Genomic DNA, 25,782 nt, shown 5'->3' with positions numbered 1-25,782 from the left:
CTGTTGTCGCGCGCGATACTCAATGGGGTGCTTATACCGTGCTGGGGATCGCTAAATGCTTTTGGACTCGAGTGACGGCGTAATCGATAAGCTGGACGATGACCACATACACAACGCCGACAGCAAGCAGCGGCGTGAGAGGATCAAGGTATACCTTACCCACCACGGTTGGCCCGCCCATCAAGTCGTGGACCGTAATGACACTCGTGATCGCCGATGCCTTCAGGACCGCGACAGTTTCGTTCCCAAGGCTTCCGAGCAGCGAGCGGACGGCAATCGGTGCATGGACTCGGAAGAATGCCCGGCGCCGGGTCATTCCGACCGCCGCAGCTGCTTCCAGCATCCCGGGGGAAACCATTCTCAGGCCCCCCCTTATCATCTCTCCGAGATAAGCCGCATTGTTAATGCTCAGAACAAAAACTGCGGTCCGAAAAGGGGAGGAGAGAACCAGATCCCAGAACAGGCTTCCACGAAGCCATCCGACACGCGGCAACCCGTAGTAAAACAGAAATAATAAAATTAGGAGCGGAACGCCGCGAAAGATAAAAATGTAAAGCTTAGCGAACAATTTAGCGTATAAACCACCGTATTCGTGCATCGCGGCGAGTGCTCCGCCAAAAATAAATCCGAATACCATGCTAAGAAGCGTGAGCGCGACAGTTATGACGAGCCCGTTGGCGACAGCCGACCAAAACTCGTGTGTGGTGAGAATCGCGAAATTTAGCATCGGTTCACCCTTGGTTGGCGGTGGCCTCTAGGCGGTACTGGATCACGCCAGCGATTGCAGAAATTCCCAAATACATCACCGCGGCCACCAGATAACAGGTCAGTGGCTCACGAGTGGATCCGGAGATAATACTGGTGGCCCTGCTTAATTCCTGGACACCGATGAGCGACGCGAGAGCTGAGATTTTCAGCATAACGAGAAACAGATTCCCAAGGGCGGGCGTCGCCGACTTCAAAACAATTGGAACTACGATACGTCGACGTATCTGGAAACGTGTCATGCCGATCGCAGAACCCGCCTCGGCATAGCCCTTGGGCAGTACCGAAATCCAGTCCCTGAAAATCACCGCTGCATAGGATCCAAACTGAATGGCAAGGGCAGCTACGGCCGCAACCACTGGATCCGCACCTCCAATTCGGAGGCCAATGAGCGACCCTAAGCTGCCCAAGAGTATGTTTGAGCCGTAGAAGATGATGAAAATCACCATTACCTCCGGTAGCCCGCGGAACACGTTGATATAAGCGGCCCCCATGAGGGCCACTGACCTTGTTGTTGAGAAGCTGGCGAATGCAACGGCAAGGCCGATAATGATGCAAATCGGAAATGCGATCGCAGACAGTATCACCGTGAGGGCTGCGCCCTTCAACCAAAAACTCATATAAGGCGCAAGGATATCAATCATTGCTCGTCACCTTGCGCTAGAGACCTATTGAGATGTGAGATTCGTCTTCAGGTACTTTTGTCCGAGCTCGTTGAGCTTTCCAGACGCAATAACGGTATCCAAGCCCTTGTCGATTTTGGCAACGAGTTCCTTTGAGCCTTTGCGGAAAAACCACCCCCTGCCCTCACCCACGAACCGCTTGTCGAAGCTGGGTTCAGCGACGAGCTTGTATTTGCCTGTGCTTACGAACTGCTGCTGGAGTTGCAGATTGTCGTTCTGGAACGCAGCAATACGCCCTGCATCCAGATCAAGCACAGCAGCATCAGGGCTGTCATATCCCTGAATTTGCGTGTCGTTGCCAAGAGTAGCCTTGATGAAATCGTAATAGGACTGTGTACCCACAATAGTGCCGATGGATTGCCCCTTCAAACCCTCGATCCCCTTCGAAATGTCGGCGCTTTCCGGGACAAGGTAGGCATAACCGACTTTGTAAATAATACGTGTCGCATCGTACTTCTCCAGGCGCGGCCCAGTTTCGGTTACGGTGGTGCCGATCATGTCGATCGTTCCTGTTTCCAAGGCTGTCCAAATGCCGTCCCACGGTACATTCGTAATTTGGCAGTTCAGTTTCGCCTCGGCACAAACCGCCTTCGTGAGATCGACTTCGAGACCTGCCAGCTCGCCATTTGTGTCAACGTACGCGAACGGCTTGTAAGCAGCGTCAATGCCCACTTTGACGACTTCGTCCGCATATGCATTCGATACCGTCAAAACGCTTGCGCTCGTCAGAATGACGGCGGCGGCAGATAGGATTTTGATCATTTTCATTTTTGATTCCCCTTGTATGTGGTTGATTATGATCGGTAACGTTTTAGAAAAGCCGCAAGCGCTGGCGACTGCGGCGCTCCTAAGACGTCATCGGGCCTGCCTCTTTCCGCGATGCTGCCCCCTTGGAGGTAAACAACCTCTGAGGACACTTCTCGTGCAAAGTGCATCTCGTGGGTGACGATCACCATCGTGCGCCCTTCTACGGCCAGATCTTGCATCACAAGCAAAACCTCGCCGACGAGTTCTGGGTCGAGAGCCGAAGTCGGCTCATCAAAAAGAAGGATTTCCGGCTCCATTGCGAGCGCACGTGCTATCGCCACGCGTTGCTGTTGTCCGCCCGACAGCTGAGACGGGTAATGGCGGCTTCGGTCTGCGAGGCCCACCTTTTCCATGTACCCTTCGGCGCGCTGTGCCGCTTCCGCCTTCGACATACCGAGGACCTGAATCGGACCCTCCATGACGTTCTCGATTGCGGTCCGGTGCGGCCAGAGATTGAAGGACTGGAAAACCATCCCAACCTTCCTGCGCAGAGCGACCAGATCAGCTGACTGTTTTCTGGTGCGTTTTCCACCGGCAACAGCCGGAAAGACTGCCCCGTCGAGTATGATCTCGCCATGGCTTGGTTCCTCGAGGAAATTAATGCAGCGGATCAGCGTGCTTTTCCCGGACCCAGAACTCCCGATTAGCGTGAGGATGTCGCCTTTGCTGGCATGTAATTCGATCCCCTTAAGTACTTCCAGCGGACCGAACGACTTCCTTAGATTGCGGACTTCCAGGAGGTATTGTGGCCGTACCGCGCTGTCTGTATTCATATCGGGTTTCCAAGGTGAGAATGCTCGTAATCTACACTGGCGGCATCAGCTCGGCGAGTGATTGCAAGGGCTGTGCCAAGAGACATTTCGTGTAGGCCATGCTTGAGCATAGCGACCCCCACAACAATTGACTCTTTCGCATGATATGTGAGTATTATTTACGTAAGATGCTGTTGATGGTTTCCTCCCTATAGCTCCATTCGCCTGATGGACGATCGGTGTCCTCACATATCAATAACATTTAGAGGGCTGCGCCACTGGGCCTCTTGGATACTCGTACTAAGCAAAGCGTATGTTGGTTTCGTTTTGGTATCTGATCGGCATCGTCGTGGCTTTGGTCCCGAGAGATCTAACTGTCGATATAATTCACGTTTCATTCCGCAAAGTACCGGGTGATCTTCGGCAACGACCTTACAATGAACCCAAAACCTATGCGGTGCCGAAGGCTATCCTCCCCGAGGAGGATGGTTGATCGCCGCCAGACAGAATAGATAGGCCAAATAAAAACGATGGGAGGTGGAATGATGTCACGGGGTCAAGTCAAAAAAGATGTTCCAACCTCTTTAGTGCCCACGGAGGCGCGCGATCAGAACGCGATCCATCTCATCGATCTGCATAAAAGATTCGGCCCCCTGCACGTCTTGAAAGGTGTTTCCTTGTCCGCAAAACAAGGCGACGTCGTTGCGATCATTGGAGGCAGCGGGTCTGGCAAATCGACAATGCTGCGCTGCATTAATTGCCTGGAAACACCGACTGAAGGAAAAATCGTTATCGGTGGCGAGGAGGTTCATCTACGGCGCGCGCATCAAGGGCTTGTACCTGGCGATACAGCGCAATTACGTCGGATTCGATCTCGCTTGGCTATGGTATTTCAAGGCTTCAATCTTTGGAGCCACATGTCGCTGCTTGACAATGTCACGTTGGCACCGGTTTCGGTGCTTGGGATGCGCCGGGATGAAGCGGTAGTACGTGGCGAACAACTCCTCGATCGTGTGGGCCTTAAAGACAAGAAGGACGCGTATCCTGCGTTTTTATCGGGCGGCCAGCAACAACGTGGGGCAATCGCTCGCGCGTTGGCTGTCGATCCGACCGTCATGCTGTTTGACGAGCCGACATCAGCCCTAGACCCAGAGCTCGTGGGCGAGGTTTTGAAAGTTATTGGAGACCTGGCTCGAGAAGGTCGAACGATGTTGCTGGTCACACATGAAATGAAATTTGCGCGTCAAGTTGCCACGCATGTCGTGTTTCTTCATCAGGGCGTTATCGAAGAGGAGGGTCCGCCGGAAGCCGTGTTCGGGACGCCGAGATCTGAACGTCTGCAAAAATTCCTCGCGACGGTTAGATAACTGCCGCTCGGTGACCGAGAGCGGGAATAGGACACATTTCATGCAGTCAACAGTAGCTGACCTTTTATCACTCAGTCCGCCTGGCTGGGGCACACCGATGCTTTGGGCACTCTTTTCGTCGCTTCAAATCGCTATCGGTGCGTTCAGCCTAGGTTTGAGTCTCGGCATTTTTGGAGCTTCCGCGAAGATTTACGGAGGACCAGTTCTCCAGGACATCCTCAAACTCTACACGACAATCGTAAGGGCTGTGCCTGAGTTGGTCCTCATTCTCATCCTGTACTATGGCGGCACAATTAGTCTGAATGCAGGTTTGGAGGCGCTTGGATACCCCGCAATAGACATCAATGGCTTGGTCGCAGGTATCATCGTGCTCGGCTTTGTCCAGGGCGCCTATGCTACGGAAATTATTCGGGGGGCAATCCTTGCGATCCCCCATGGAGAGATAGAAGCCGCCCGATCATTCGGTATGACGTCAAACACGATCTTTCGAAAAATCACAGCGCCAGCCATGCTGCCAAATGCGCTTCCTGGTCTTTCCAATCTTTGGCTGATGGCGACAAAAGACACCGCCCTTCTCGCGGTGGTCGGCTTCCAGGAGTTGACGTTGCAAACCCGTCAGGCAGCCGGATCGACAAAAGCGTACTTCACTTTCTTCATCGTTGCAGGCGCCCTCTACTTGGCAATTACCGTGATTTCGAGCGCGCTGTTTTCTCTCGCAGAAAAGCGGGCCCGACGTGGCATGCCAATGAAAGGCCGATGATCATGACCGATTTACTTTCTGCTGCTCACGGCCCAAGGTTGAGGCGGGTCTCGCTCCACCACTTTGCGTTTGGTGTTTTCGTCGCGGCACTATTAGCTTTCATAGTTATCACGATGCGCTGGGACTGGATCCCGGTTTATTGGGAGTTGCTCCTGCGGGGTCTCTGGACAACCCTGTGGCTCCTCTTGGTAACGTTTGGACTTGGGTTCAGCCTGGCTATCATGCTCGGATTAGCGAGGAATTCTGGCCGGCTTTGGATGTCGCTACCTGCGCAAATTTACTGCACAGTCATCCGCGGTACCCCACTTCTCCTTCAGCTTTGGCTACTTTACTACGGCCTTGGATCACTGTTTCCGCAGTTCCCGGCGATCCGACAGTCGGAGCTTTGGATTTATCTCAGGCAAGCATGGCCTTATGCCGTTGTCGCTCTCACCCTCTCCTGTGCCGGCTACCTCGGTGAAGTTATGAGAGGTGCGCTGGCAAACGTACCCGCTGGTCAATTGGAAGCGGCCAAAGCGTTTGGTCTAAAGAAGTCAACGATCTTCTGGAGAATTCATCTACCACAAGCAGTCTACCGCGCTCTCCCAACGATTTCAGGAGAGGCAATTCTGCAGCTCAAGGCAACGCCACTCGTTGCGACGATTAGCGTTGTTGATATTTTCTCGGTGGCCAGCCGCATACGGCAAGAAACATACCTCACTTATGAACCGCTGCTCTTTGTCGCCTGCATTTATATGAGCATAACAGCCGTCCTTGTGCTCGCGTTCAATTTGATCGAGCGCCGGATCCCACGCCGCGTCGGTTGAATAAATTTTTTGGAGAACTACAATGAACACAATGAATATCGCCGGGAAAATTCGTTCCCGTGAAACTACCTTTGGCATTTGGATGAGCATACCCCATCCGATCGTTGCTGAAACGCTAGCCCACACCACCGCGGACTTCCTGCTGGTCGATGGAGAGCATGCACCGATTCCGCCCGACAGTCTCATGCAGATACTTCCAGCGACGGAGCGGCATGGCATGCCTGTTATCTACAGGGTGCAAGGAAAGTCTCCTGAACTGATCAAGGCAGCTCTGGATCACGGCGTGAATGGCGTGATGGTACCTATGATAAACTCCGCCGAGGAGGCTCAAAAGTGCGTTGCTGCTGCAAAGTATCCACCCCTTGGGATTCGTGGTGCTGGCGCATGGCGGGCTTCAAAATATTATATGGACCAAGCCTCTTACCTCTCACGTGCTGACGCCGAGACAGTCGTCGTTCTTCAGATTGAGTCAAAAGACGCTATTGGAGATATCGAGGCAATCTCGAAAGTGAAGGGCGTTGACGCGCTTTACGTCGGACCAGCAGACCTGTCGCTTTCGTTGGGCGTGACGCTTGGAGAGCTTCACCCGGAACTGCTGGCGGCATGCCGGCGCGTTGCGGACGCTGCTAAACGCAACGGTGTGGTTGCCGGTATTGACATTGTGTCGCTGGATTTCATCCCCGCATTTTATGCGCTGGGTTTCACCCTCTTTACCTACGGTGGGGATGCGGGCTTCGTAATCGAAGGTGGACGCGCAGCCATGGCAGACGCTCGTGCTCAATGCGCCAATAAGCACTAGGCAGCTTGTACGGCTGGCAAACCCTCTCCTCCCCCAGGAGGATGTGCAGCGGGTTTAACATCGGAAACGATGATAGTTGTCGATACCAACATGGGAACTGAAATGAAAAAAGTACGAACGCTTATAACAGCTGCTATTGTCACGCTCGCCGCTACTGGGTTGGCGTATGCGCAGAATTACAAAGTAGGGGTCGCCGCCGAGCCGTTCCCGCCGTTCTACGCCCCGGATTCTAATGGTCACTTCACCGGCTGGGAGATTGATTTCATCAATGCCGTATGTGCGAAAGAGAAATTGGAGTGCACCATCACTCCCGTTACTTGGGATGGCATCATTCCCGCCCTTCAGGCAAAAAAGATCGATATGATCGTCAGCTCTATGTCGATCACCAACGAGCGAAAAAAAATCATCGACTTTTCAAACAAGTACTATGATTCGCCAATTGGCATTTTGGGCCCCAAAGGTCAGTCGTTCGGCGTGACGGCTGCGGATATGAAGGGCAAGATCGTCGGGGTACCATCGGCTTCGACACATTCGGCCTACGCCAAGAAGCATTTTACTGAGGCCGCCGAAATCAAGGAATACCAAACCGTCGACGAGGCGTTGCAGGACCTAGCTGCCGGCCGTATCGACGCTGTTCTTTCCGACCGGTTTGGCCTTGATGATTTCACGAAGACAAGCTCGGGGGCATGCTGTGAGCTAAAGGGGGAGGTCCCGACCGATCCGGATGTTTATGGTCCTGGTGTTGGTGTTGGACTTCGACAGGAAGATACCGCACTGAAGGCAAAAATCAACGAAGGTATCAAGGCGATCCGCACAGACGGCACCTACGACCAAATTACCAAGAAGTATTTCCCCTTCAACATTTACAAAGAATAAAGCCACTATCGATCTGGCGCAGGCTTTTGCTGCGCCAGATCCTCACCGGAACGTCAAGGCGAGGCGAAAACCCTTCGGAGTAGAAAATCTTACAGCATGCGCGCGTATAATACTCACTGGGAAGTGTCGGATCCCGCTACGCTGCGGTGGCCTCCATCAGACTTTGTCGACTTTTGGGAAGACAGCCTTTTAACAGCACGACGGATCACGGCTGAACCGATATTTGTTTCGATCGTCTCTCCGGTCAAGTTATTGGAGGTCTTTGACGTCACCTTTCCAGGTTTTGGCGGCCATCCGATAAAAGGATGGCTCGTGTTGCCGAAATATTCCAAGGGTCGGCTACCCCTGGTGGTTCACTTTCTCGGCTACGGACGCGGACGGAGCGTCGGCACGAGCAACTTCATTGGGCGGCATCCGGCCTTGCATATTTTCGCACGGATAATCGCGGAAGGAAGCGATCTGAGCGTCGGAAGCACACCAGATCCAGTTGGGGCTGGTCCATCTACGATGGGAATGTTCACAAAGGGCATTCACAGCCGGGAAGACTATTACTTGCGACGCATTTTTGTAGACGGGGTCCGTGCAATTGATCTCTTGTCGGATTAAATCGTATCGATGCCTCGTGCATAGCGGTCTGCGGAACAAGCCAGGGTGGCGGCATTCGCTGGCTGTTGCCGCTCTAGATAAGAGTGCGCGCCGCAATGATTGACATACCGGCGCTTTGCGATTTTCCGGCTGCGCTCAAACTCACCCGACTGGATCCTAATGGTGATCCTTCGTTACCTTGCCCAACACAGAGGGCCAGGGCGTAGGCGTGGGGCTGCGCAAAGGCGACACGGAGCTGAAGGCTAAATTAACGCCGGCATAGAAGCAATTAGTAAGGATGGGACCTACGATCGGATCTAAAAGAAGTATTTCGCCTTTAGCATCTATTATTAGTGGGCCTCCTCAGGCGGCCTTTTCCCCACCTGCATTAGAAAGCAAGGCCACATGATCGATCTTGGCTCTCATATGGACGACCTGGTCATGATCCGTCGAGACCTCCATGCTCACCCGGAACTTGGTCTTGAAGAGGTCAGGACGTCAGATCTAATCTCACGGGAACTCGATAGACTTGGTTTTAGAGTCCACCGAGGCCTTGCGAAGACGGGCGTTGTCGCTACCCTCACAAGAGGTACGAGTCAGCGCGCATTGGCACTGCGCGCGGACATCGATGCATTGCCTATCAGCGAGGAGACAGGCGCGGACTACCAAAGCCGAACGCCCGGTCTGATGCATGCGTGCGGCCATGATGGTCACACCGTGATGCTTCTTGGCGCTGCTCGATTAGTTGCCGAAAGAGACAATTTTGACGGCAGTCTACATTTGATCTTTCAGCCCGCAGAAGAAAATTTCGGTGGCGCGCGCATGATGGTCGAGGAAGGGCTGTTTGACCGCTTCCCCAGTGATGCGGTATTTGGCATGCACAACGCCCCGCATCTGCCATTTGGAAAATTCGCGACCCGCCCCGGCCCGATCTGTGCGGCTGTTGACGAAGTGTTCGTCACAGTCGACGGGAAAGGTGGTCACGGCGCAGAACCGCAGTCAACGGCGGATCCCATTTTGTGTGGCGCGAGCATCGTCACCGCCCTTCAGTCAATCGTCGCACGTAACATTAGTCCGAATTCCTCCGCTGTCGTTACGGTCGGTGCGTTTAACGGCGGCTCAGCCAGCCATATCATTCCGTCCAAGGTGAAGCTCATCATTGGTGTACGATCGTTCGACCCAGTCGTTCGTGGCGAAGTGGAAAAGCGAATTCGTCTCATCGTCTCCTCCCAGGCGGAGAGCTTTGGAATGGGAGCGTCGATCGACTATGTGCCATTCTATGACCCGACTGTTAATCACCCTGACGAAACCGCATTTGTCGCCTCCATCGCACAAAACATGCTAGGTCATGAAAACGTTGTGGAGCTTAGCGCCCCTTGGATGGCTAGCGAAGATTTTGGCTACATGCTCAAAGCCTGCCCCGGCGCGTATTTTTTCCTCGGAAGTTCAGAATCGACCGATACTCCACCGCTCCACCACCCCGCTTATGACTTTAACGACCGTCTACTGCCCGTGGGCGTTTCGCTGTGGACTGAGCTTGTCGAGAATTACCTGCGCAAATAGTTCGCCCCCCTCGTTATAACTGAAGTCGCAATCTGGAACGATACCAACTAAGACGGGCCAACAGTCCGCCCCCTTGTTGCGGACAAAGTCAAAAAACTAAGTGCGCGTGGCGCCGGCCCTAACGCTGCTTTCGAACTCAAGTTTTGGCGCGGGTTGCTTCGACAATACTGCAGAAGGTTATCAGGTTATTCGGCTGTCGACGGATTCGCGTCTCTATCCATCTGGTCTTAAGCTACCCACTTGGTAGCTTTCGCCTCTTCGAAGATCGTCCCTTCGATTTTTGTGTAACACACGCGGATGAATACTGGTGAGAATGCAAATCCGTCCGTCAAGTTCGCACACGTGACAAAAAAGGCTGCCGGTCATCACAACCAACTGCCCGCCGCGGTTTCATAAAATGATGTCACGCTTAGCCTACACCGACACCCGATACGAGAAGCGTCTTCGTTTCAAGGTATGCATCCATTTGTTCGGCGCCCATGTCTTTTCCAAAGCCCGACATGCCGAGCCCACCAAACGGAAATGATGGGTCGAGAAAGCCGTGCCCATTTACATATATCGTGCCGGCATTCAGCGACCGTGCCGCTCCAAGGACACGCTGGATATCGCGCGAATAGATTGCCGCAGCGAGACCATAGCGCGTGTCGGCCGCTTGACGGACAATATCTTGGCTGTCTTGAGCGCGACTAAGCGCAAGAACGGGGCCGAATACTTCATCGCGCCAAACGGCATGGTCGTGTGGTGGGTTTTCGACAATAACTGGTCCTACGAAATAACCCGAATTCTGCGTTTGCGCTTGGTCAAGAGCGAGCGTCAGTTTGTCAGCGCGAGCGAGGTTCACAAATCGCATGACAGAATCACGGTGCGTGCTAGATGCCAACGGTCCCATACCACTTTCCGGGTCGAGGCCCGGCAGAATGCGGACTGATTTGGTTCTTTCGACGAGCCGGTCAAGCACCTCATCGAAAATTGAGGCATCAACGATAGCACGGGATGTCGCGTCGCAGACCTGTCCAGTGTTGAAAAATATTCCGTTGTAAAGTCCCTCAACGACGACGTCGATGTCACTATCGGCGAAGACAAGCGCCGGCGATTTCCCGCCGAGTTCAAGCGTGAGGCGCGTCATATTTTGTAGTGCTGCTTCGCCGACTTTGATGCCTGTTGGGGTCGAGCCGGTGAAGCTGACTTTATTGATCCCTGAGTGCGCAACCAGTGCCGCACCAGTATGGGATCCTTTCCCGTTTACGACGTTGAAAACACCATCGGGGAATCCTGCCTGCGTGATTAGCTCGGCGAGCCGCAGGGTGCTTACCGGCGTGGTGTCGCTTGGTTTGGCGACGATCGTGCACCCAGCTGCCAACGCAGCGCCGATCTTCCAGACAAGTGTTTGGAACGGGAAGTTCCAAGGCGCGATGGCCGCCACTACACCAACGGGTTGGCGAAGCGTCATTCCCAGAAACTGTTGATCATAAGCGACCATATCTCCGGTGCGGCCTGAGATCTTCGTCGCCCACCCAGCAAAATACCGAATCACGTCAATGGCGCCGCCAATGTCGATAGGAACCGCCTGCGACAACGGTTTGCCGACGTCAATAGATTCAAGCAGGCCAAGCTCTTCCTTGTGTGTCTCCATCAAATCGGCAAGTCTGAAAATGAGGCTCTGCCGATCGAGCGAGCGCATCGCACTCCATTCTCCCTCGAAAGCTCTGCGTGACGATCTTACAGCTTGCTCGACAATTTCAGCTCCACCATCGAATGTATCAGTCAACGTCGCACCCGTGCTCGGCTCGTAAACCGGTATGCGTTCACCCAATTCCACCGGCGCACCGTCGATCCAATGAGCGATGGGCCTCGTTACGAGCTTGACAATTTCTCTCGAGACGCCCCACTTTTCTAGATATTGCAAAACAATTTCGTCGGCCATAACGGTTCCATTCGTGAATTCGATCGTGGGGGATCTTGCGGATTGGTCTTAGAAAAAAAACCCAAAATTGTGGTACAATTCTGAAAGAGAAACTTACATGTCTTTTGATGCTGGATATGAAATCTTCCCAAGACTACGCCGTCTCCGTTCGGCGCCGACCGCCGCGTCCGTGTGTTCAAGCCCGCCGCGTACACGCTGAAGCGCCGCCAGAACTCCTCTTTCTGATTTGAAAAGGTAGGCATCAAGCTGTAAAATCGCATCGTTGAGATCGCCTTCGGCGAGAACTCTCGTCAGACTATCATTGAGATCGAGATACGGCTCGTGGAGATGAGCGGTATCTTCTAGTTGGCCAAATACAAGCCGCAGTTCTGCCAAAACCAGATCGAAACTGGCACTCAGCCGAGGACTATCACAAAGTTCCACCATTGTCCTATGGTACTCCATGTTGTTCGTCCCAACGGAGCGCCAATCGCCAGCGGCGCCGAGTTCCTTGCCTCGGTCTGAAAGCATCCGCATCCTCTTCAGGGCCGGATGCCCCTTTGTTGCCGCTCGAATAGCACCTGTCTGGATGACGGTTCTCACGCGATAAATATCGATAACAGCGGCTTCGTCCGGTGCTGCGACAAATACACCGCGGTTTGGAATGTAAGTCAGCAGCCTTTGGGTCGTCAGCAGCCGAAAGACTTCGCGAAGCGTATTTCGCGAGATCCCAAATTGTCCCGCAACATGATGTTCCGACAGCTTCTGGCCAGGCTGAAGTTCGCCAGCGGTCAAGGAGTCACGCATGCGTTTTGCCGCGCTCTCCACAAGCGAACGATCATTTGTGTCCAGATTCGGCTGCTCAATAATCATGCGACCACCGTTTTGAAGCTGATTCCATATTGTTGAACAATACACGGTATGCTATCCAACAACAATAGCCACATTAGCGGACAAGGTTCGGACATGCCCAGCATTGATCTCAATAGTGATCTCGGTGAAAGTTTCGGCTCTTGGCCGATGGGTGACGATATCGCTATGCTTTCAATTGTCACCAGTGCGAACATCGCTTGCGGCTTCCATGCTGGCGACCCTGCTGGCATCTTGAAGGTTCTCAAAGAAGCCAAACAGCGGGGCGTTTCAGTCGGCGCACATGTGGGCTACCGTGACCTCGTGGGTTTTGGTCGGCGCAACATGGACCCGACGAGCGAGGAGCTGGTCGGCGACACGATATACCAGATTGGCGCCTTGCTCGGACTTGCCACTGCGGCGGGAATGAACGTGACCTATGTCAAACCCCACGGAGCGCTTTACAACACGATAGCGAGTGACACGCGGCAAGCCGCCGACGTCATCGCCGCAATCAAGGCGATCAATCCTTCTCTAGTTCTGGTAGCCCTTTCGGGCGCTCCGATCGTGCAGCAGGCTCGCTCGGAGGGTTTAACCGTCGTATGCGAAGGGTTCGTAGATAGAGCATATAATGCAGATGGAAGCCTTGTCAGCCGTCGCCTGCCTGGCGCAGTCATTCACGATCCTAGCGCGATTGCCGCCCGGATGCTCCGTCTTGTAAAAGAGGGAACGGTCACAGCAATTGATGGGACGCAGATCGCACTCGATGTTCAGTCGATATGCGTGCATGGCGATACGCCTGCGGCCGTAGTCATTGCTCAAGCGGTTCGCCAGGCGCTCCTCGCCGATGGCGTCGAACTGAAGAGCTTCACCAATGCTTGAGTTTCTTCGCTTCCTTCCCGCCGGCACTGCCGCGATGCTCCTAGAACTGCCCAATCTCGAGGCGACCATTACTTTGCTCGATGCTCTGCAGACCAGGCCCGTGCCGGGAGTGGTAGAAATTGTGCCTGCAGCTCGCACACTCCTAATTCGGTTCGACGCTTTCGAAACGGACCGATCCGCTCTGATAGACGCCATCTCCAAGATTGATCTCTCCGTCCGATCCATCCGCCAAGGGAAGTTGTTTGAAATACCCGTAGTCTATGATGGCGAGGACCTGAACGAAGTGGGGGATTTGCTTGGCTGGTCGGTCGATAATTTGATCGATCGTCACACTGCCGCTACTTACACAGTTGCCTTCACGGGGTTCGCGCCCGGCTTTGCTTATATGGCATGCGATGATCCGGCGTTCGATGTGCCTCGGCGCAAGAGCCCGCGAGCTCGGATCCCAGCCGGCGCCGTCGCTCTTGGCGGCAAATTTGGTGGTATTTATCCGTCGGAAGGCCCGGGGGGTTGGCAGCTACTGGGGCGGACACCACTCAAGATGTGGGACGTGGGCAGGTCACCGGCAGCGTTGCTTGCTCCTGGAGACCGCGTGCAGTTTCGAAATGTGACAAGCGAGGCAGCGGTTCTCTCACCAAAAGAGATTTTTGGGGTTGAGACCGTCACAAGAAAATTGAGTGCAGAAGGCCTACTCATCACGCGCGCAGATCGACCAGCACTTTACCAAGATCGCGGTCGGCTTAAGCAAGCGAGACAAGGTGTATCGGAATCAGGCGCGCTCGACCGTAAGAGCTTCATCGAAGCAAACCTCTGTGTCGGAAATCCGCGAGGTGCGACTGTCGTTGAGATTGCATACGGTGGGTTTGCTCTCAAGACAGATCGACCGGTGACGCTTGCACTCTGCGGCGCAACAACGCCTGCGACGATCCGAACAAATTCCGGGAAAAGTGTTTACGCTCCCATTGGACAACCTTTCGCTCTCGATGCAGGCGACGAGGTAACTCTGGAATTTCCGCCCGAAGGGACGCGCACCTATCTGGCAATTCGTGGCGGGTTCAAGGTCGAAAACGTTTTGAATTCGGCAGCGTCAGACACCTTGGCGAAAGTGGGGCCGCCACCAATCTCGGTTGGTGATGTTCTGGTGCCTGCGCTTGAGGTGGTCTCAGCCGTTGACCCCTATCTCATGAAATCGAACAGGCTACCAACCGCCGATGAGGTCGTTAGTCTCGATATCGTGCTCGGTCCGCGAACCGACTGGTTTGCCGCTGCGGGGGTATCTACTCTTACTACGCAGCAATGGCAGGTGACGCAGGATTCGAGTCGCGTGGGTGTGCGTCTTGCTGGTGAGAAACCTATACAGAGATCAGATTCGGCCGAATTGCCATCAGAAGGAACGCCGCTTGGCGCTATCCAGGTCCCCCACGATGGGCAGCCTATTCTGTTCCTTGCCGACCACCCACTCACAGGTGGTTATCCGGTGATCGGCGTCGTTGCTGATCATCATCTCGATCTCGCTGGCCAGGTCCCGATCGGCGCGAAGATTCGCTTTAATGTAATCGCAGCATTCGACCCGAGCACCACGGAAACAGAACGATGAAGAAACTCCTGATTGCCAATCGTGGCGAAATAGCCATCCGCATCGCACGCGCCGCCCGCGACTACGGTGTCGCTTCAATTGCTGTTTACTCCGACGCGGATGCAGGTTCGCTCCATATTGAATTAGCAGACGAAGCATTTGCTCTCGGCGCTGGCCGACCAGTGGATACTTATTTGAACATAGAGAAAATACTGGAAGTCGCACAAAGGGCTGAAGCGGACGCTGTTCACCCTGGATACGGCTTCCTATCGGAACGCGCCGAATTTGCCCAGGCCGTGATCGACGCCGGCCTCATTTGGGTCGGGCCAGCACCGCATGTGATCCGCGCCCTTGGCGACAAGGTTGAAGCTCGCCGGATCGCCGCCAAGGTCGGGGCTCCACTTGTTAAGGGGTCAGACGGCCCGCTGGCGTCAGGGGCGGAAGCTGTGGCATTCGCAAAACAGGCGGGATTGCCGATTGCGATTAAAGCTGCATTTGGCGGCGGCGGAAGGGGAATGAAGGTCGCGTGGAAGCTCGACGAAGTCGCTGAACTGTTCGAGTCGGCTGTACGGGAGGCTACCGAAGCTTTCGGCCGTGGTGAATGCTACGCCGAGCAGTTTCTCGATAAGCCTCGTCACATCGAAGCACAGGTCATTGCGGACACCCATGGCAATACAATCGTGTTGGGCACCCGAGACTGTTCACTTCAACGTCGCAACCAGAAGCTCGTCGAGGAAGCCCCAGCTCCGTTCATCACGGAGGGGCAACGAACCCGGATTCACGATGCAGCCCGCATGATTTGTGCCGAGGCCGGATATACGAATGCAGGCACAGTCGAATTCCTTCTCTCCGGAAACGGAGTAATCTCCTTCCTCGAAGTTAACACGCGCCTCCAGGTCGAACACCCGGTAACCGAGGAGACCACTGGCGTTGATATCGTCATTGAGCAATTGCGCATTGCCGATGGCCTTCCGGTCTCGGTGAGTGAAACACCGCCGATCCGCGGGCATGCATTCGAATTTAGGATCAATGCAGAGGATCCCGGCCGTGGTTTCCTCCCGACGCCGGGACTGGTCAAGCGTTTTCGGGCGCCGGCCGGTCCGGGCATTCGAGTCGATGCTGGCGTTGAGACCGGTTCCGAAATCCCTGGCCTCTACGATTCCATGATGGCAAAGCTAATTGTGACCGGCGCTACCCGCGAAGAAGCTTTGGTTCGAGCACGACGTGCACTTGCTGAGTTTCAAATCGAGGGTGTCCAGTCTGTCATTCCATTCCATCGAGCCGTTGTTGAGGAACGGGATTTTACCGGAGAAGACGGTTTCAATGTATATACAACGTGGATTGAGACCGCGTTCCGCGGGATTGAGCCTGCTCCGCGTGTCGATCCGATCGAAGTCGGTATCATCAAAAGTTTCATTGAAATTGATGGGAAGCGGCACGTCATTGGCCTGCCAGCCACAATTTTCTCCAATGTCGCGAACCCAAACACTGCAGTGCAATCGGCTGCGGTCGGCAATACAAATGCTGTTACAGCGCCGATCCCGGGCACGCTGCAGAGATGGCTTGTCGAGGATGGAGCTCAGGTATCAGACGGCGAAACCGTCGCTGTGATCGAAGCCATGAAAATGGAAACACGGGTACAAGCGCATAAGAAGGGACGACTGCGTGTTTCGGAGCAAGCCGGGACGATGGTCGCGCTGGGAGCGGAACTTGGGACCATAGAGTGACATAGTCATCGCCCTCCATGTTAATTATTAGATGAGACCGACAACACAATGAAGCCCAACTCCATTACTTTGGCACCCCTTGACGCGCAGGCGCGCAAGTCAATAGAGCCTGTGATCTGCTATCCTACTAACAGACTGCCCCGGCCCGACCTCTCGAAGTATGCGGCACTCCGGGATGATTTAAAGCTTATAGAGACCGTTACGATCCCGCCGCGCGACGCGGCAACTTGGGAAGTTCCGGCCGGTCATTTCTGTCGCCTGGTGTGCTCTGACGGTTCGCAGGTCGGCGACCTTAACCTCTTCAATCTCCGTGACATCAATGAGCGTTTCTACAGCGGCAAAACACGCGCCCTCAATGGCACCCATGTCGGGCGCGGAGATCAGCTGTTTTCCAACTTTCCCTATCTCCGACCGATCGCGACAATTACCCACGATACGCTTGACTGGTATGGGTTCGACGAATTTGGCGGCTCCGTGCATGACGTGATTGGGACGCGCTGTGACCCCTACACGCATAACCTTTTAAGTAATGGTGGCCAATACCACTACTGCTGTCACTCGAATCTTACACGCGCCCTTGCGAAAAAAACCGGCCTGCCACTTAACGAGGCGGAAATTCACGTTCATGACGTCCTAAATGTCTTCATGTGCACCGGGTTCACCCGCGACTCTGGCGAGTACTTCATGAAGGCGAGCCCGGTTCGTCCTGGCGACTACCTTGAGTTCTTTGCCGAGATCGATCTCCTTGGATGCATGTCAGCTTGTCCTGGAGGCGACTGCTCCGCAGAGCACTCCTCCAATTCGGCTGCATGCTATCCACTGGTCGTGGAAATCTACCGAGCGAAGAATCTGCCGGAGGGATGGGAGCAGCCTTCAGTCAATGGCTACGACCGAACCCATGGAATGTGAGGTAAGTTCGTAACGATAGACGTCGATGACCACGATCGCGGGCCGGACCGCTCACATAGCATTTACGTCCCGCATCTACGGTAGCAGGCCCCGCCTCTCGCTCGCGGAGCAGAATCACAAAGGCACTCGATCCTAAATCTGAGGCGGTAAGGCATCATTGGAACGCTAAGAAAGTCTCATCATTCAGCACGCAGGTGACTCCTATTTGCCCTTCCAAACAGGAGCTCGCTTCTCCAAAAAAGCGCGAGGGCCTTCGACAAAGTCTTCCGAGCGCGACATGCGCTCGTACATCTCAAGGCCGCTCTTACCGGGTTTTGTTAATGCCATGGCATCGCTGGTGGGAAGCGTTTCAATGTGTGTCAGAACCTCTTTCATGGCCTGAAGCGCCAGAGGAGCACCTTTACCGATAAGGGTAGCTAAATCGAGTGCGGCCTGCCGCAGTTTCTGGGGTTCGTGAACAGAAGATACCAGGCCCCACTTCTGCGCCTCCTGAGCCGACATCCGGCGGCCTGTAAGCAGCATCTCTTTCGCGACATTATAAGGGATTCGTCTCGGAAGTCGTTGAATTGCGCCGCTATCTGCAAGAAATCCCCGCTGCATCTCCGGCAACTCAAAATAAGCATTTTCGGCAGCGATGATCACATCGCAGGCCAAAGCTATTTCAAAGCCACCGCCGACGGCGGCGCCGTTGATCGCCGCAACCACGGGCTTATGCAATCGTCGAAACTCAGTAATACCCGCGAACCCGCCTGGCCCGTGGCCTAATTCATGGTTCGCCTCAGACGTCGGGTCGAATCCAACCGCCGCAACATCTTTTAGATCCCAGCCTGCCGAGAAAATCCGCTCGCCCAATCCGACAATGACACCGACACTGAGTTCGGCGTTGTCCTGAAGCAACTTTAGAGCAGCGTAGATCGCCCTGCTCATTTCTGGATTGATCGCGTTGACAGGTGGTCTGTTGAGCACGATCTCAAGGACGTTCCCACTCTTGTTTGTTTGGACTAGAGCTTCTGGCATAAGTGACTCCCTCGATGGAAAGTTCTGAGAAGAGGACGCGCTAAATCGAACTGCGGGAAATTAGCGCATCTACCGCAAAGACACCTTCCGGTGTCGCGATGAGTGGGTTGATGTCAATCGCTGTAACAAACTGCGGGTACTCGCTAATGAACCGTGACAAATTTGAAATCGCTTTAGCGATCTCCTGCCTGTTGACCCCCGGTTTGCCCCTATAAGGCTCGAGTGTCGAACTTATGTTTAGAGACCGAATCATGTCGGCAGCCTCTTCCTCACTGACCGGAGCGAGAGCAAACTGGCGATCAGCCAGAAGCTCTGCTTTGACGCCGCCTGCTGCGACCATCACCATTGGCCCTGCGACGGGATCGATGAGTGCGCCTAGGGCCAGTTCAACTCCGCCTTTGAGCATCGAGGCAACCAGCACTCTCGGCCCGATTCGGGTCTCCAAGTCACGGTAGGCTGCTTTAAGCCCTGCATCGTCTGCAATATCTAAGCAAACCCCCGCCACCTCGGTTTTGTGAGCAACTGCTTCAGCGGTTTTCAAGACGACCGGATAACCAATTGCGTGCGCGGCGTGTAAGGCGGTTTCCAGGTATGCCACCGCCTTACGAGGGACTGTCGGTATTCCCGCGGCGTCGATAACGTCCAGCGCACTTGCCTCGTCATTATCCGACATCCTTGCAAGAGCCGCTTCGATCGAGGGCTTTAAAGCTCTTTCCAACCCGGTTGCGGGTGGGTAGATCTTCTTGGAGCTGTACTGACGAAGCTGCGCTAATGCTACAAATGAGGTCTCAAGCCCATCAAGGACAGGAACACCTGCGCGCTCCAAGGTCATTATGCGCTCGGAGACGAAATGGCGGGTCGAAAACCCGATTGCGAATACTGGCTTTGAGCCATTCGATACCTTGGCCACACCCTCAGCAACCCTGGTGGAGAACGTATCCGAGGCCGGCACTCCGAATTCTGTCACGAACGCTCCGATTGCCACGTCATCGTCGGCCATCACGGTAGACATGCAGTTTGCGACATGGGCGGAGATATCTTTTTCGCCGGCCCATATGTCTACTGGGTTGGTCGTCGATAACTCTGGCGCGAGAATTTTTCGCAATGCTCCTTGAGTTTCGTGAGAGAGTTTTGCGAGCGGTAGCTTCGACCGACTGGCTGCGTCCAGCGCCATGGCCCGCTGCGCTCCTGAATCGGTGACGACTCCGACTCCGCCACGATCGAATTTTATACCGGTCGACAGCAAATGAAGCGTGCACCAAAACTGGTCGAGCGTTATACATTCGATCAATCGATAGCGACGGATTATAGCTTCGAGAGCCGCTTTGCCGCCGGCCATTCTACCAGCGTGAGTGGCAATGGCTTCCGCAGCTTCAACTGTCGATCCCGGCGCAAGGACTACCACGGGGACACCTTTGCAGGCGGCCTGCGCGAGCGCTTCGCCTAAAAGTCGGCTGTCGCTGACGCTTTCAAGATAAACGCCTATGACACGCGTCTGCTTATCCGCGAGCGCTTGATAAATCATATCGACCAAATTCACGTCGAGTTCTCGACCAAGATGCACTGTCAAGCTAAACGTCAAACGCGGATCGATGGAATTGGCGTAAGAAAACAGTGCGCCCGATTGCAAAATCAGCGCAATACCACCTGCTGTTCGGTGGTTTTCAGGGGGCATGGCCCAAGTTGAAGCGAAGCCGCCAGTAAAGTCGACATATCCAATGGAGTTGGGACCAAGAAGGACCGCTCCGGCGTCCGTCGCGAGCGCTGCAAGGCGAAGACTGTCTTCCGGTCCGACATCACCGATGACATGAAGTGCGCGAGCACCAACCGAGATTGCACTTAAGGCATCGTCGATGACACGAGGCGCACCACTCGCGATAATGCCAAGATCAATTTTTTCGGGAATGTCACCGACACTGGAGAAGCATTTGATTCCATCAATGTCTTTGTAGTTAGGTGTCACCGGATAGAGGCGAACTCGGCGCGGGAACGACCGCAACGCTTTAATGATTTCGTAACCAGGGCGACCTTCTCGGCCGCTCGCTCCGAAAATTGCGATAGCTGCCGGCGAAAATAGAGGTGTTAAATCTCGTTTCATTGGCCGGTATCCTGCATCTCTTGAGACAGGCGCTCTAGGTGCCAATCGCTGCCCCCGTAATCGAGCTCAATTGCAGTCAACCGCTGAAGATAGCGACCAAGCGGGTATTCATCCGTCATCCCGATTGCACCATGCATCTGTAGTGCCTCTTGGCCCAAGATGCGCCCCAGCCGACCTACATACGCTTTAGCGCGAGAAACAGCGCTTGCGCGGTCCCCTGGTGGGACGTCCTCTCGGAGAAGGCAGACAGCCTCATGAACCAGCGACCAAGCGCACTCTGTTGATGCATACATCTCGACAAGACGATGCTGCAATGCTTGCATTTTAGACAGGGCCGTACCGAATTGCTCGCGTGTCTTTAGGTATTTAACCGTCATTTCAAGCGCCCCGTCCATCAGACCGACGGCTTCTGCGAGTGACAGCGCAGCTCCAACATCAAGGGCGTACTCGATCACTTTTTGAGCGTATCCGTCATCCATCCGGCTGTTTATTGGAAGCTCCACATTGCGAAAGATTATGTCAGTGATCGTGCGTCCGTCGCCCGATGGATAGCTTTTTGTCTCAACACCCTCCAAATCGGCAGAGACCAGAAATAGGGCTGGATTTCCATCAGACTGCGCAGTCACAAGAAAAGCGGCGGCTTGATCTCCCCAGCGCACAAGCGTTTTCGTGCCTTCGAGCCGCCAGGCGTCGGCATCCCGGATAGCGGTTGTTAGCTTGGGTACTCTGTTCCAGCCTCGCCCCACCTCGGTCCAAGCCATTGCCGCGCCTGCTCCAGCATTTGCTGCCGATTGGAGATGTTTCCGCAAGTCTTCGCATTGCGGATAAAACTCGGCCACCGCGGCCGGCACGCAAAGTCTTTCAACAAAGGGTGTTACAAGAGCTTTGCGCCCAAGCGGTTCCAGAACCAGCAATGCCGTGCCAAGGCCCTCGCCCATACCACCAAGCTCCGCGGACAACGGTGCTGCTAGAAGACCCGAATTTGCCAACGACCAAAATACCCTTTGGCTTAACGTCGGAACAGTCCCGCCTGCGCTCGCCACATCCGAAATGCATGCGCTAACAGAATCGCGAACCAAGCACTCTGTCCCATTTAGCCCCAAAGCCTTGATCATAGACCAAGCACTCCCTTCGCAAGAATGTTACGCTGCACTTCACTTGAACCGCCGTAGATCATCGTTTTTCGATAGTTCATGTGAGCTTTTAACGCGTGGCTCGCAGCGGAATATTCAGCGGATGCGGCTAAATCGTTCTCATCCAGCAGGAGTGCCGCCGACGGCCCCCGAAGATCGATAGCAGCGGCGAGGATCGCATTCTGGACCTCCGTTCCGCGCAGCTTGAGGAGCGCCGCCTCTGCTCCAAGTTCATCGCCGGCATGGAAGAGGAAGCGAAGCTCCGTCCGTTCGACTGCCTGAAGAGAAATTTCGAGCTCGACAAGACGTCTCGCGACGATCGGGTCTCGAATTAAGGGGGGTCCGTCAATGCTGGTCTCGCGGCAGTAGACCTTCAAGCGCTCCAGCGATGCCATGGAACGTGAAACCTCGGCATTGCCGAAGCGTTCCGCGGTGAGCACCGATTTGGCGATATCCCACCCCGCCCCCTCGTCACCGAGACGCTGATCAAGAGGAACCCGTACATCATCGAAAAATACTTGGTTAATTTCGATCCCAGTTCCATCGAACGTTCGGATGGGTTGGACGCTTATCCCCGGGCTACGCATATCAAGAAGCAAAAAGGTAATGCCCTGTTGCTTTTTTCCAGAGGAATCTGTTCGAAAAATCCCGAACATCCAGTCGGCAATATGCCCTTCACTGGTCCACATCTTGTGGCCGTTTATAACATATTCGTCACCGTCGCGCCTAGCAGCGCATTTCAGACCAGCCAGATCCGAGCCGGCACTGGTCTCGGAAAAGCCTTGGCACCAAAAGGTGTCTCCTTCCAAAATACCAGGCAGAAATCGGTCCTTCTGCTGCGCTGTTCCTCGAGCGATAAGAGCGGGACCTAGCATGGTCACCCCGTAGATCATAGGACGAGGGGCTCCCGCAAGCGCAAACTCGCGTTCCAAAATGTAAAGTTCATGATCTACGAGGCCCGAGCCGCCATATTCCACTGGCCATGAGGGGCAGGCTAACCCGTGAACTCGCAGTAGTTTATGCCAGGTACGCTGATCTTCTTTGGAAAGATCCATTTTTTCCTGCGCGACCTGAACCCGAATTTGCTGTGGCAAATGCTTGGCAAGAAACCCAGTCACTCGATCGCGGAACGCAGCGGCCTCAAACGAGCTCAGGATGCTGTCCAGTCGTTCCATTTATCTGACCCTCCGCTACGGGTCAGGCTAGAGAACGGCAGATCAATCGTCACTTTACTTAAACGAGCCGACATGTGAATAGGATCGACATGTTGAGGTATCGGCTCTAGGATGGTCGCGTCTGTAGCACCGCCGATCTCGCTGTCGGTAGCGCCTTCGGCAAAGTCACCAGTTTCAGTCCGCCGGTGACGAGTCGAGCATACCAAGATTCGTGATGATACTATCAACGACATTTACTCACGTGAGCGGCAAGGTGCACGTGGATATGATCGGGGTCGAGACTCCCGATGGGCACAGTTTCCTCGACCTCGGCCACGCAAATTCTCCCGCAGGTCGTCGTCGGCGGATTAAAGTTGGGCGCGGTCTTGCGAAAAACGAGGTTGCCTATGTTCCGCCTTCCAGGCTTTCACAATAGAGAGTTCCGCGACAATTCCGGTTTCGAGGACATAGTTCTCGCCGTTAAAGCTCTTAATCTCTTTGCCCTCAGAAACGAGTGTCCTAAGCCTGCAACGCCGGCGCCACCAGGTCGCATGCGCTCGGCGAAATTGCCTTGAGAATTGAACTCCCACTCCATTCGCCACTTAGATATTGGCGCATGAACTTGGCCTTCTCATCGACATAAGAGGAAATCAACTTCATGATCTGCTTGGTCTTCAACAATGCACCAAGACCGAAGTCGTCCACACTGCAATTGTTGGAAGCGATCGTCAGGTCCTTGGTACCATAAATTGTCGCGGATCGCGCTGGCCGGAAACAGAGATGTCACACGCTGATCTTGTGGAACTTATTCGTCGGGCTCTAGCATCGGTTGGAACCCCTGTCAGGTGAATTGTAGTCACGGTCCATGGCTCAGATTCACTTGTACTCGGCATCTTTAAGGGGTGTGAATCGAACTTCACTATTACCGGGAGGGTCGAAAGATGGATGTCACTGTGCCTTTGGAAGGCAAAGTTGCTCTTGTAACGGGATCAACGAGCGGCATCGGCTTAGCCATCGCACGCGCACTCTCATCAAATGGCGCCGACGTGGCGATCAACGGGCTAGGTTCTCCCGAGCAGATCGATGAGGTCGTAAAACGTCTGGCTTCCGATTCTGAACGTCGAGTAGTTCACTTTAGCCACGACCTTTCGGCCATCGCTGAGGCCGGGGGGCTCGTCGAGGCAGCAACCGCTGAATTTGGCCGGGTTGACATCTTGGTCAACAATGCGGGTGTGCAACATATTGCTTCGGTTGATGAGTTCCCCGATGAGCAATGGCATCGCCTTATTGCTATAAATCTTACTGCGGCCTTCGCGACGACAAGAGCCGTCTGGCCCCAGATGAAGGACCGCGGCTGGGGACGCATCATAAACACAGCGTCAACCTTGGCCTTCACAGCCGAAACGCGAAAGTCAGGTTATGTCGCGACGAAGCATGGAATATTGGGATTAACGCGAGAGATTGCGCTTGAGGGTGCGCAACTTGGCATCACGTGTAACGCTGTCTGCCCGGCTTGGGTACTGACGCCGTTAGTGGCAAAGCAGGTTGAGGAAAAAGCAGCAGAACTTCAATATTCGTTCGAAGAGGCTGCACGGAACTATTTCGTCACCGATATTCCGACCCGCCGATTTGTCGAGACGGACGAAATCGCCGCGAGCGTTCTGTTTCTATGCAGTGAAGCCGCGAGGTCCATCACCGGCATCGCCCTCCCAGTCGATGGCGGTAGTCTTATCGTCTAACGCGGTTCGACCTAAGTGTTCAGTCGTGCGTTTAGGTCGCCACTTTAAAACCGGAAAGGGGCCCCACCTCGTGAACGCCCTTTCCTGGGAGGATCAGCCTCGCGGCTGAAGACCTAGCAAAGTGCGGGTGTCCGCAGCAGTGCGGATTTTGGCTCCCAATGCCTCGACAACTTGTCGTGCTTTGGTAACGAGCTGAGCATTAGTGGCGAGCACGCCTCGATCAAGGTACAGGTTATCCTCGAGCCCTACCCTGATATTTCCGCCGAGCAAAACGGCTTGTGCGGCCATTGGAAGCTGCAAAGCGCCAAGGCCGAACCCAGCCCAATTGGAATTGGCGGGAAGTGCATTCCGCATTGCGATCATTGCATCGGGTGTTGCGGGTGCGCCATACTTGATACCAAGGCACAATTGAAAAAGAGCCGGCTGGTTGATGTGGCCTTCCTTGATCAACTGTTTTGCGAGCTCGATATGACCGAGTTCAAAAACCTCTATTTCAGGAAGGACTTTCTCGTTTTTGTAAGCCGTCGCCATTTCTCGCAACCACGTCGGCGTCGTGGCATAGAGCGCATCGTCGAAATTCAGAGAGCCGGTGTCCAAACTCGCAAGTTCCGGCTGGAGCTCCAAAATATGATTCATTCGTTGGGTTGGACCAACGAAATCAGTTCCGGTAGCGGGTGGCAAAGGATGTTGTGCGGAGCCGAACAGTATTTCGCCACCCATTCCACCGGTTAGGTTGATAATCACATCCGTATTGCGTTCGCGAATAATCGTCACAAGCTCGCGATAGAGCCCAATGTCTCTGCTACCGAGGCGGGTTCTGGGATCGCGCACGTGCAGGTGCACGACCGCGGCGCCCGCTTCATGCGCTTCCAGGGCGCTATCTGCGATTTCCATGGGAGTCACTGGAACATGCGGGCTTTTGCCTGCAAAATCGCCTCCACCAGTCACGGCACACGTAATAAATGGTTCGCGGTTCAAATATGTCTCCATTCGTTGGCATGCGCTACCCGTCGAAACTCGATCTGTCCGAAA

The 25,782-nt window shown here is 54.5% G+C and carries 23 protein-coding genes and 1 pseudogene; 12 read left to right on the top strand and 12 right to left on the bottom strand.

The window, feature by feature from the left end; genetic code table 11:
• Window positions 1-31: 31 nt before the first annotated feature.
• From BR48_RS23405 to BR48_RS0100965, 4 genes are read right to left on the bottom strand one after another with little or no spacing between them, the layout of a single operon-like run.
• Window positions 32-727 carry an ABC transporter permease subunit gene (locus tag BR48_RS23405; protein WP_051614406.1) on the bottom strand — a complete coding sequence of 232 codons (696 nt, stop codon included), beginning with the start codon at window positions 725-727 and terminating at the stop codon, window positions 32-34.
• 4 nt (window positions 728-731) lie between these two features.
• Window positions 732-1,409, bottom strand: a complete 678-nt coding sequence (locus tag BR48_RS23400; RefSeq protein ID WP_081815710.1) for an ABC transporter permease subunit — start codon at window positions 1,407-1,409, stop codon at window positions 732-734.
• 24 nt (window positions 1,410-1,433) lie between these two features.
• Complete coding sequence (locus tag BR48_RS0100970; protein WP_027229620.1) at window positions 1,434-2,216, bottom strand: transporter substrate-binding domain-containing protein; 783 nt, start codon at window positions 2,214-2,216, stop codon at window positions 1,434-1,436.
• A 26-nt stretch (window positions 2,217-2,242) separates the two neighbouring features.
• Complete coding sequence (locus BR48_RS0100965; protein ID WP_051614404.1) at window positions 2,243-3,028, bottom strand: amino acid ABC transporter ATP-binding protein; 786 nt, start codon at window positions 3,026-3,028, stop codon at window positions 2,243-2,245.
• A gap of 524 nt (window positions 3,029-3,552) precedes the next feature.
• Here BR48_RS0100965 and BR48_RS0100960 point away from each other — a divergent pair.
• The 7 genes from BR48_RS0100960 to BR48_RS0100930 all read left to right on the top strand — a co-directional run bounded on the left by BR48_RS0100960 (window position 3,553) and on the right by BR48_RS0100930 (window position 9,763).
• Window positions 3,553-4,374 (top strand): ATP-binding cassette domain-containing protein, encoded by an 822-nt coding sequence (locus BR48_RS0100960; RefSeq protein WP_051614425.1) that lies wholly within the window; start codon window positions 3,553-3,555, stop codon window positions 4,372-4,374.
• Between the two features lie 40 nt (window positions 4,375-4,414).
• A complete protein-coding gene (locus BR48_RS0100955) occupies window positions 4,415-5,134 on the top strand; it encodes an ABC transporter permease (protein ID WP_027229617.1) in 720 nt (239 codons plus the stop codon).
• Window positions 5,131-5,940, top strand: a complete 810-nt coding sequence (locus BR48_RS0100950) for an ABC transporter permease subunit (RefSeq protein ID WP_245273330.1) — start codon at window positions 5,131-5,133, stop codon at window positions 5,938-5,940. Before BR48_RS0100955 ends, BR48_RS0100950 begins: the two co-directional genes overlap by 4 nt.
• A gap of 22 nt (window positions 5,941-5,962) precedes the next feature.
• Complete coding sequence (locus BR48_RS23395; RefSeq protein ID WP_051614402.1) at window positions 5,963-6,739, top strand: aldolase/citrate lyase family protein; 777 nt, start codon at window positions 5,963-5,965, stop codon at window positions 6,737-6,739.
• A gap of 102 nt (window positions 6,740-6,841) precedes the next feature.
• On the top strand, window positions 6,842-7,615 hold the full coding sequence (locus tag BR48_RS0100940) for a transporter substrate-binding domain-containing protein (RefSeq protein ID WP_027229615.1): 774 nt from the start codon (window positions 6,842-6,844) through the stop codon (window positions 7,613-7,615).
• Window positions 7,616-7,711: 96 nt separating this feature from the next.
• Window positions 7,712-8,221, top strand: coding sequence for an acetylxylan esterase (locus BR48_RS23390; protein ID WP_051614400.1), 510 nt, complete (start codon window positions 7,712-7,714; stop codon window positions 8,219-8,221).
• Between the two features lie 384 nt (window positions 8,222-8,605).
• Complete coding sequence (locus tag BR48_RS0100930; RefSeq protein WP_036812972.1) at window positions 8,606-9,763, top strand: M20 aminoacylase family protein; 1,158 nt, start codon at window positions 8,606-8,608, stop codon at window positions 9,761-9,763.
• A gap of 409 nt (window positions 9,764-10,172) precedes the next feature.
• On the opposite strand, the gene BR48_RS0100925 is transcribed toward BR48_RS0100930, so the two are convergent.
• Both BR48_RS0100925 and BR48_RS23385 read right to left on the bottom strand, forming a co-directional pair.
• On the bottom strand, window positions 10,173-11,687 hold the full coding sequence (locus tag BR48_RS0100925) for an aldehyde dehydrogenase family protein (protein ID WP_027229613.1): 1,515 nt from the start codon (window positions 11,685-11,687) through the stop codon (window positions 10,173-10,175).
• Window positions 11,688-11,780: 93 nt separating this feature from the next.
• Window positions 11,781-12,539, bottom strand: coding sequence for a GntR family transcriptional regulator (locus tag BR48_RS23385; protein ID WP_051614395.1), 759 nt, complete (start codon window positions 12,537-12,539; stop codon window positions 11,781-11,783).
• Between the two features lie 93 nt (window positions 12,540-12,632).
• Between BR48_RS23385 and BR48_RS0100915 the strand changes: the two genes are divergently transcribed.
• From BR48_RS0100915 to BR48_RS0100900, 4 genes are read left to right on the top strand one after another with little or no spacing between them, the layout of a single operon-like run.
• Window positions 12,633-13,397 (top strand): 5-oxoprolinase subunit PxpA, encoded by a 765-nt coding sequence (locus tag BR48_RS0100915; RefSeq protein ID WP_027229612.1) that lies wholly within the window; start codon window positions 12,633-12,635, stop codon window positions 13,395-13,397.
• A complete protein-coding gene (locus BR48_RS0100910; protein WP_027229611.1) occupies window positions 13,390-14,994 on the top strand; it encodes an urea amidolyase family protein in 1,605 nt (534 codons plus the stop codon). Before BR48_RS0100915 ends, BR48_RS0100910 begins: the two co-directional genes overlap by 8 nt.
• Window positions 14,991-16,700 (top strand): biotin carboxylase N-terminal domain-containing protein, encoded by a 1,710-nt coding sequence (locus BR48_RS0100905; protein ID WP_027229610.1) that lies wholly within the window; start codon window positions 14,991-14,993, stop codon window positions 16,698-16,700. Before BR48_RS0100910 ends, BR48_RS0100905 begins: the two co-directional genes overlap by 4 nt.
• A 48-nt stretch (window positions 16,701-16,748) precedes the next feature.
• Window positions 16,749-17,609, top strand: coding sequence for a DUF1989 domain-containing protein (locus BR48_RS0100900; RefSeq protein WP_027229609.1), 861 nt, complete (start codon window positions 16,749-16,751; stop codon window positions 17,607-17,609).
• Window positions 17,610-17,810: 201 nt separating this feature from the next.
• On the opposite strand, the gene BR48_RS0100895 is transcribed toward BR48_RS0100900, so the two are convergent.
• The 5 genes and pseudogenes from BR48_RS0100895 to BR48_RS23380 all read right to left on the bottom strand — a co-directional run.
• Window positions 17,811-18,626 (bottom strand): enoyl-CoA hydratase-related protein, encoded by an 816-nt coding sequence (locus BR48_RS0100895; protein WP_027229608.1) that lies wholly within the window; start codon window positions 18,624-18,626, stop codon window positions 17,811-17,813.
• Between the two features lie 40 nt (window positions 18,627-18,666).
• Window positions 18,667-20,724, bottom strand: a complete 2,058-nt coding sequence (locus tag BR48_RS0100890) for an acetate--CoA ligase family protein (RefSeq protein WP_027229607.1) — start codon at window positions 20,722-20,724, stop codon at window positions 18,667-18,669.
• Complete coding sequence (locus tag BR48_RS0100885; RefSeq protein ID WP_027229606.1) at window positions 20,721-21,662, bottom strand: acyl-CoA dehydrogenase; 942 nt, start codon at window positions 21,660-21,662, stop codon at window positions 20,721-20,723. The genes BR48_RS0100890 and BR48_RS0100885 overlap by 4 nt, the downstream gene beginning before the upstream one ends.
• Window positions 21,663-21,835: 173 nt before the next feature.
• Window positions 21,836-23,032: an acyl-CoA dehydrogenase family protein gene (locus BR48_RS0100880; RefSeq protein ID WP_036812969.1), complete on the bottom strand. Its 1,197-nt coding sequence runs from the start codon at window positions 23,030-23,032 to the stop codon at window positions 21,836-21,838.
• Between the two features lie 256 nt (window positions 23,033-23,288).
• Window positions 23,289-23,755: pseudogene (locus tag BR48_RS23380) on the bottom strand (3-oxoacid CoA-transferase subunit A); the annotation flags it as partial.
• 197 nt (window positions 23,756-23,952) lie between these two features.
• Between BR48_RS23380 and BR48_RS0100870 the strand changes: the two are divergent.
• Window positions 23,953-24,750 carry a 3-hydroxybutyrate dehydrogenase gene (locus BR48_RS0100870; RefSeq protein WP_027229603.1) on the top strand — a complete coding sequence of 266 codons (798 nt, stop codon included), beginning with the start codon at window positions 23,953-23,955 and terminating at the stop codon, window positions 24,748-24,750.
• Between the two features lie 93 nt (window positions 24,751-24,843).
• On the opposite strand, the gene BR48_RS0100865 is transcribed toward BR48_RS0100870, so the two are convergent.
• Window positions 24,844-25,728: a 3-keto-5-aminohexanoate cleavage protein gene (locus BR48_RS0100865; RefSeq protein ID WP_027229602.1), complete on the bottom strand. Its 885-nt coding sequence runs from the start codon at window positions 25,726-25,728 to the stop codon at window positions 24,844-24,846.
• Window positions 25,729-25,782: the final 54 nt, after the last annotated feature.

It is taken from the genome of Phyllobacterium sp. UNC302MFCol5.2 (assembly GCF_000686005.1).
GTDB classification, from domain to species: Bacteria; Pseudomonadota; Alphaproteobacteria; order Rhizobiales; family Rhizobiaceae; genus Phyllobacterium; species Phyllobacterium pellucidum.
The sequence above is the reverse complement of the archived record's forward strand: the minus strand, read 5'-3'. Positions and strand labels throughout refer to the sequence as shown.

Bases quoted from the DNA above. Each gene is read 5' to 3' on its own strand.
- BR48_RS23405 (WP_051614406.1), bottom strand. From the start codon at position 727: ATGCTAAATTTCGCGATTCTCACCACACACGAGTTTTGGTCGGCTGTC.
- BR48_RS23400 (WP_081815710.1), bottom strand. From the start codon at position 1,409: ATGATTGATATCCTTGCGCCTTATATGAGTTTTTGGTTGAAGGGCGCA.
- BR48_RS0100970 (WP_027229620.1), bottom strand. From the start codon at position 2,216: ATGAAAATGATCAAAATCCTATCTGCCGCCGCCGTCATTCTGACGAGC.
- BR48_RS0100965 (WP_051614404.1), bottom strand. From the start codon at position 3,028: ATGAATACAGACAGCGCGGTACGGCCACAATACCTCCTGGAAGTCCGC.
- BR48_RS0100960 (WP_051614425.1), top strand. From the start codon at position 3,553: ATGTCACGGGGTCAAGTCAAAAAAGATGTTCCAACCTCTTTAGTGCCC.
- BR48_RS0100955 (WP_027229617.1), top strand. From the start codon at position 4,415: ATGCAGTCAACAGTAGCTGACCTTTTATCACTCAGTCCGCCTGGCTGG.
- BR48_RS0100950 (WP_245273330.1), top strand. From the start codon at position 5,131: ATGATCATGACCGATTTACTTTCTGCTGCTCACGGCCCAAGGTTGAGG.
- BR48_RS23395 (WP_051614402.1), top strand. From the start codon at position 5,963: ATGAACACAATGAATATCGCCGGGAAAATTCGTTCCCGTGAAACTACC.
- BR48_RS0100940 (WP_027229615.1), top strand. From the start codon at position 6,842: ATGAAAAAAGTACGAACGCTTATAACAGCTGCTATTGTCACGCTCGCC.
- BR48_RS23390 (WP_051614400.1), top strand. From the start codon at position 7,712: ATGCGCGCGTATAATACTCACTGGGAAGTGTCGGATCCCGCTACGCTG.
- BR48_RS0100930 (WP_036812972.1), top strand. From the start codon at position 8,606: ATGATCGATCTTGGCTCTCATATGGACGACCTGGTCATGATCCGTCGA.
- BR48_RS0100925 (WP_027229613.1), bottom strand. From the start codon at position 11,687: ATGGCCGACGAAATTGTTTTGCAATATCTAGAAAAGTGGGGCGTCTCG.
- BR48_RS23385 (WP_051614395.1), bottom strand. From the start codon at position 12,539: ATGATTATTGAGCAGCCGAATCTGGACACAAATGATCGTTCGCTTGTG.
- BR48_RS0100915 (WP_027229612.1), top strand. From the start codon at position 12,633: ATGCCCAGCATTGATCTCAATAGTGATCTCGGTGAAAGTTTCGGCTCT.
- BR48_RS0100910 (WP_027229611.1), top strand. From the start codon at position 13,390: ATGCTTGAGTTTCTTCGCTTCCTTCCCGCCGGCACTGCCGCGATGCTC.
- BR48_RS0100905 (WP_027229610.1), top strand. From the start codon at position 14,991: ATGAAGAAACTCCTGATTGCCAATCGTGGCGAAATAGCCATCCGCATC.
- BR48_RS0100900 (WP_027229609.1), top strand. From the start codon at position 16,749: ATGAAGCCCAACTCCATTACTTTGGCACCCCTTGACGCGCAGGCGCGC.
- BR48_RS0100895 (WP_027229608.1), bottom strand. From the start codon at position 18,626: ATGCCAGAAGCTCTAGTCCAAACAAACAAGAGTGGGAACGTCCTTGAG.
- BR48_RS0100890 (WP_027229607.1), bottom strand. From the start codon at position 20,724: ATGAAACGAGATTTAACACCTCTATTTTCGCCGGCAGCTATCGCAATT.
- BR48_RS0100885 (WP_027229606.1), bottom strand. From the start codon at position 21,662: ATGGGCGAGGGCCTTGGCACGGCATTGCTGGTTCTGGAACCGCTTGGG.
- BR48_RS0100880 (WP_036812969.1), bottom strand. From the start codon at position 23,032: ATGGAACGACTGGACAGCATCCTGAGCTCGTTTGAGGCCGCTGCGTTC.
- BR48_RS0100870 (WP_027229603.1), top strand. From the start codon at position 23,953: ATGGATGTCACTGTGCCTTTGGAAGGCAAAGTTGCTCTTGTAACGGGA.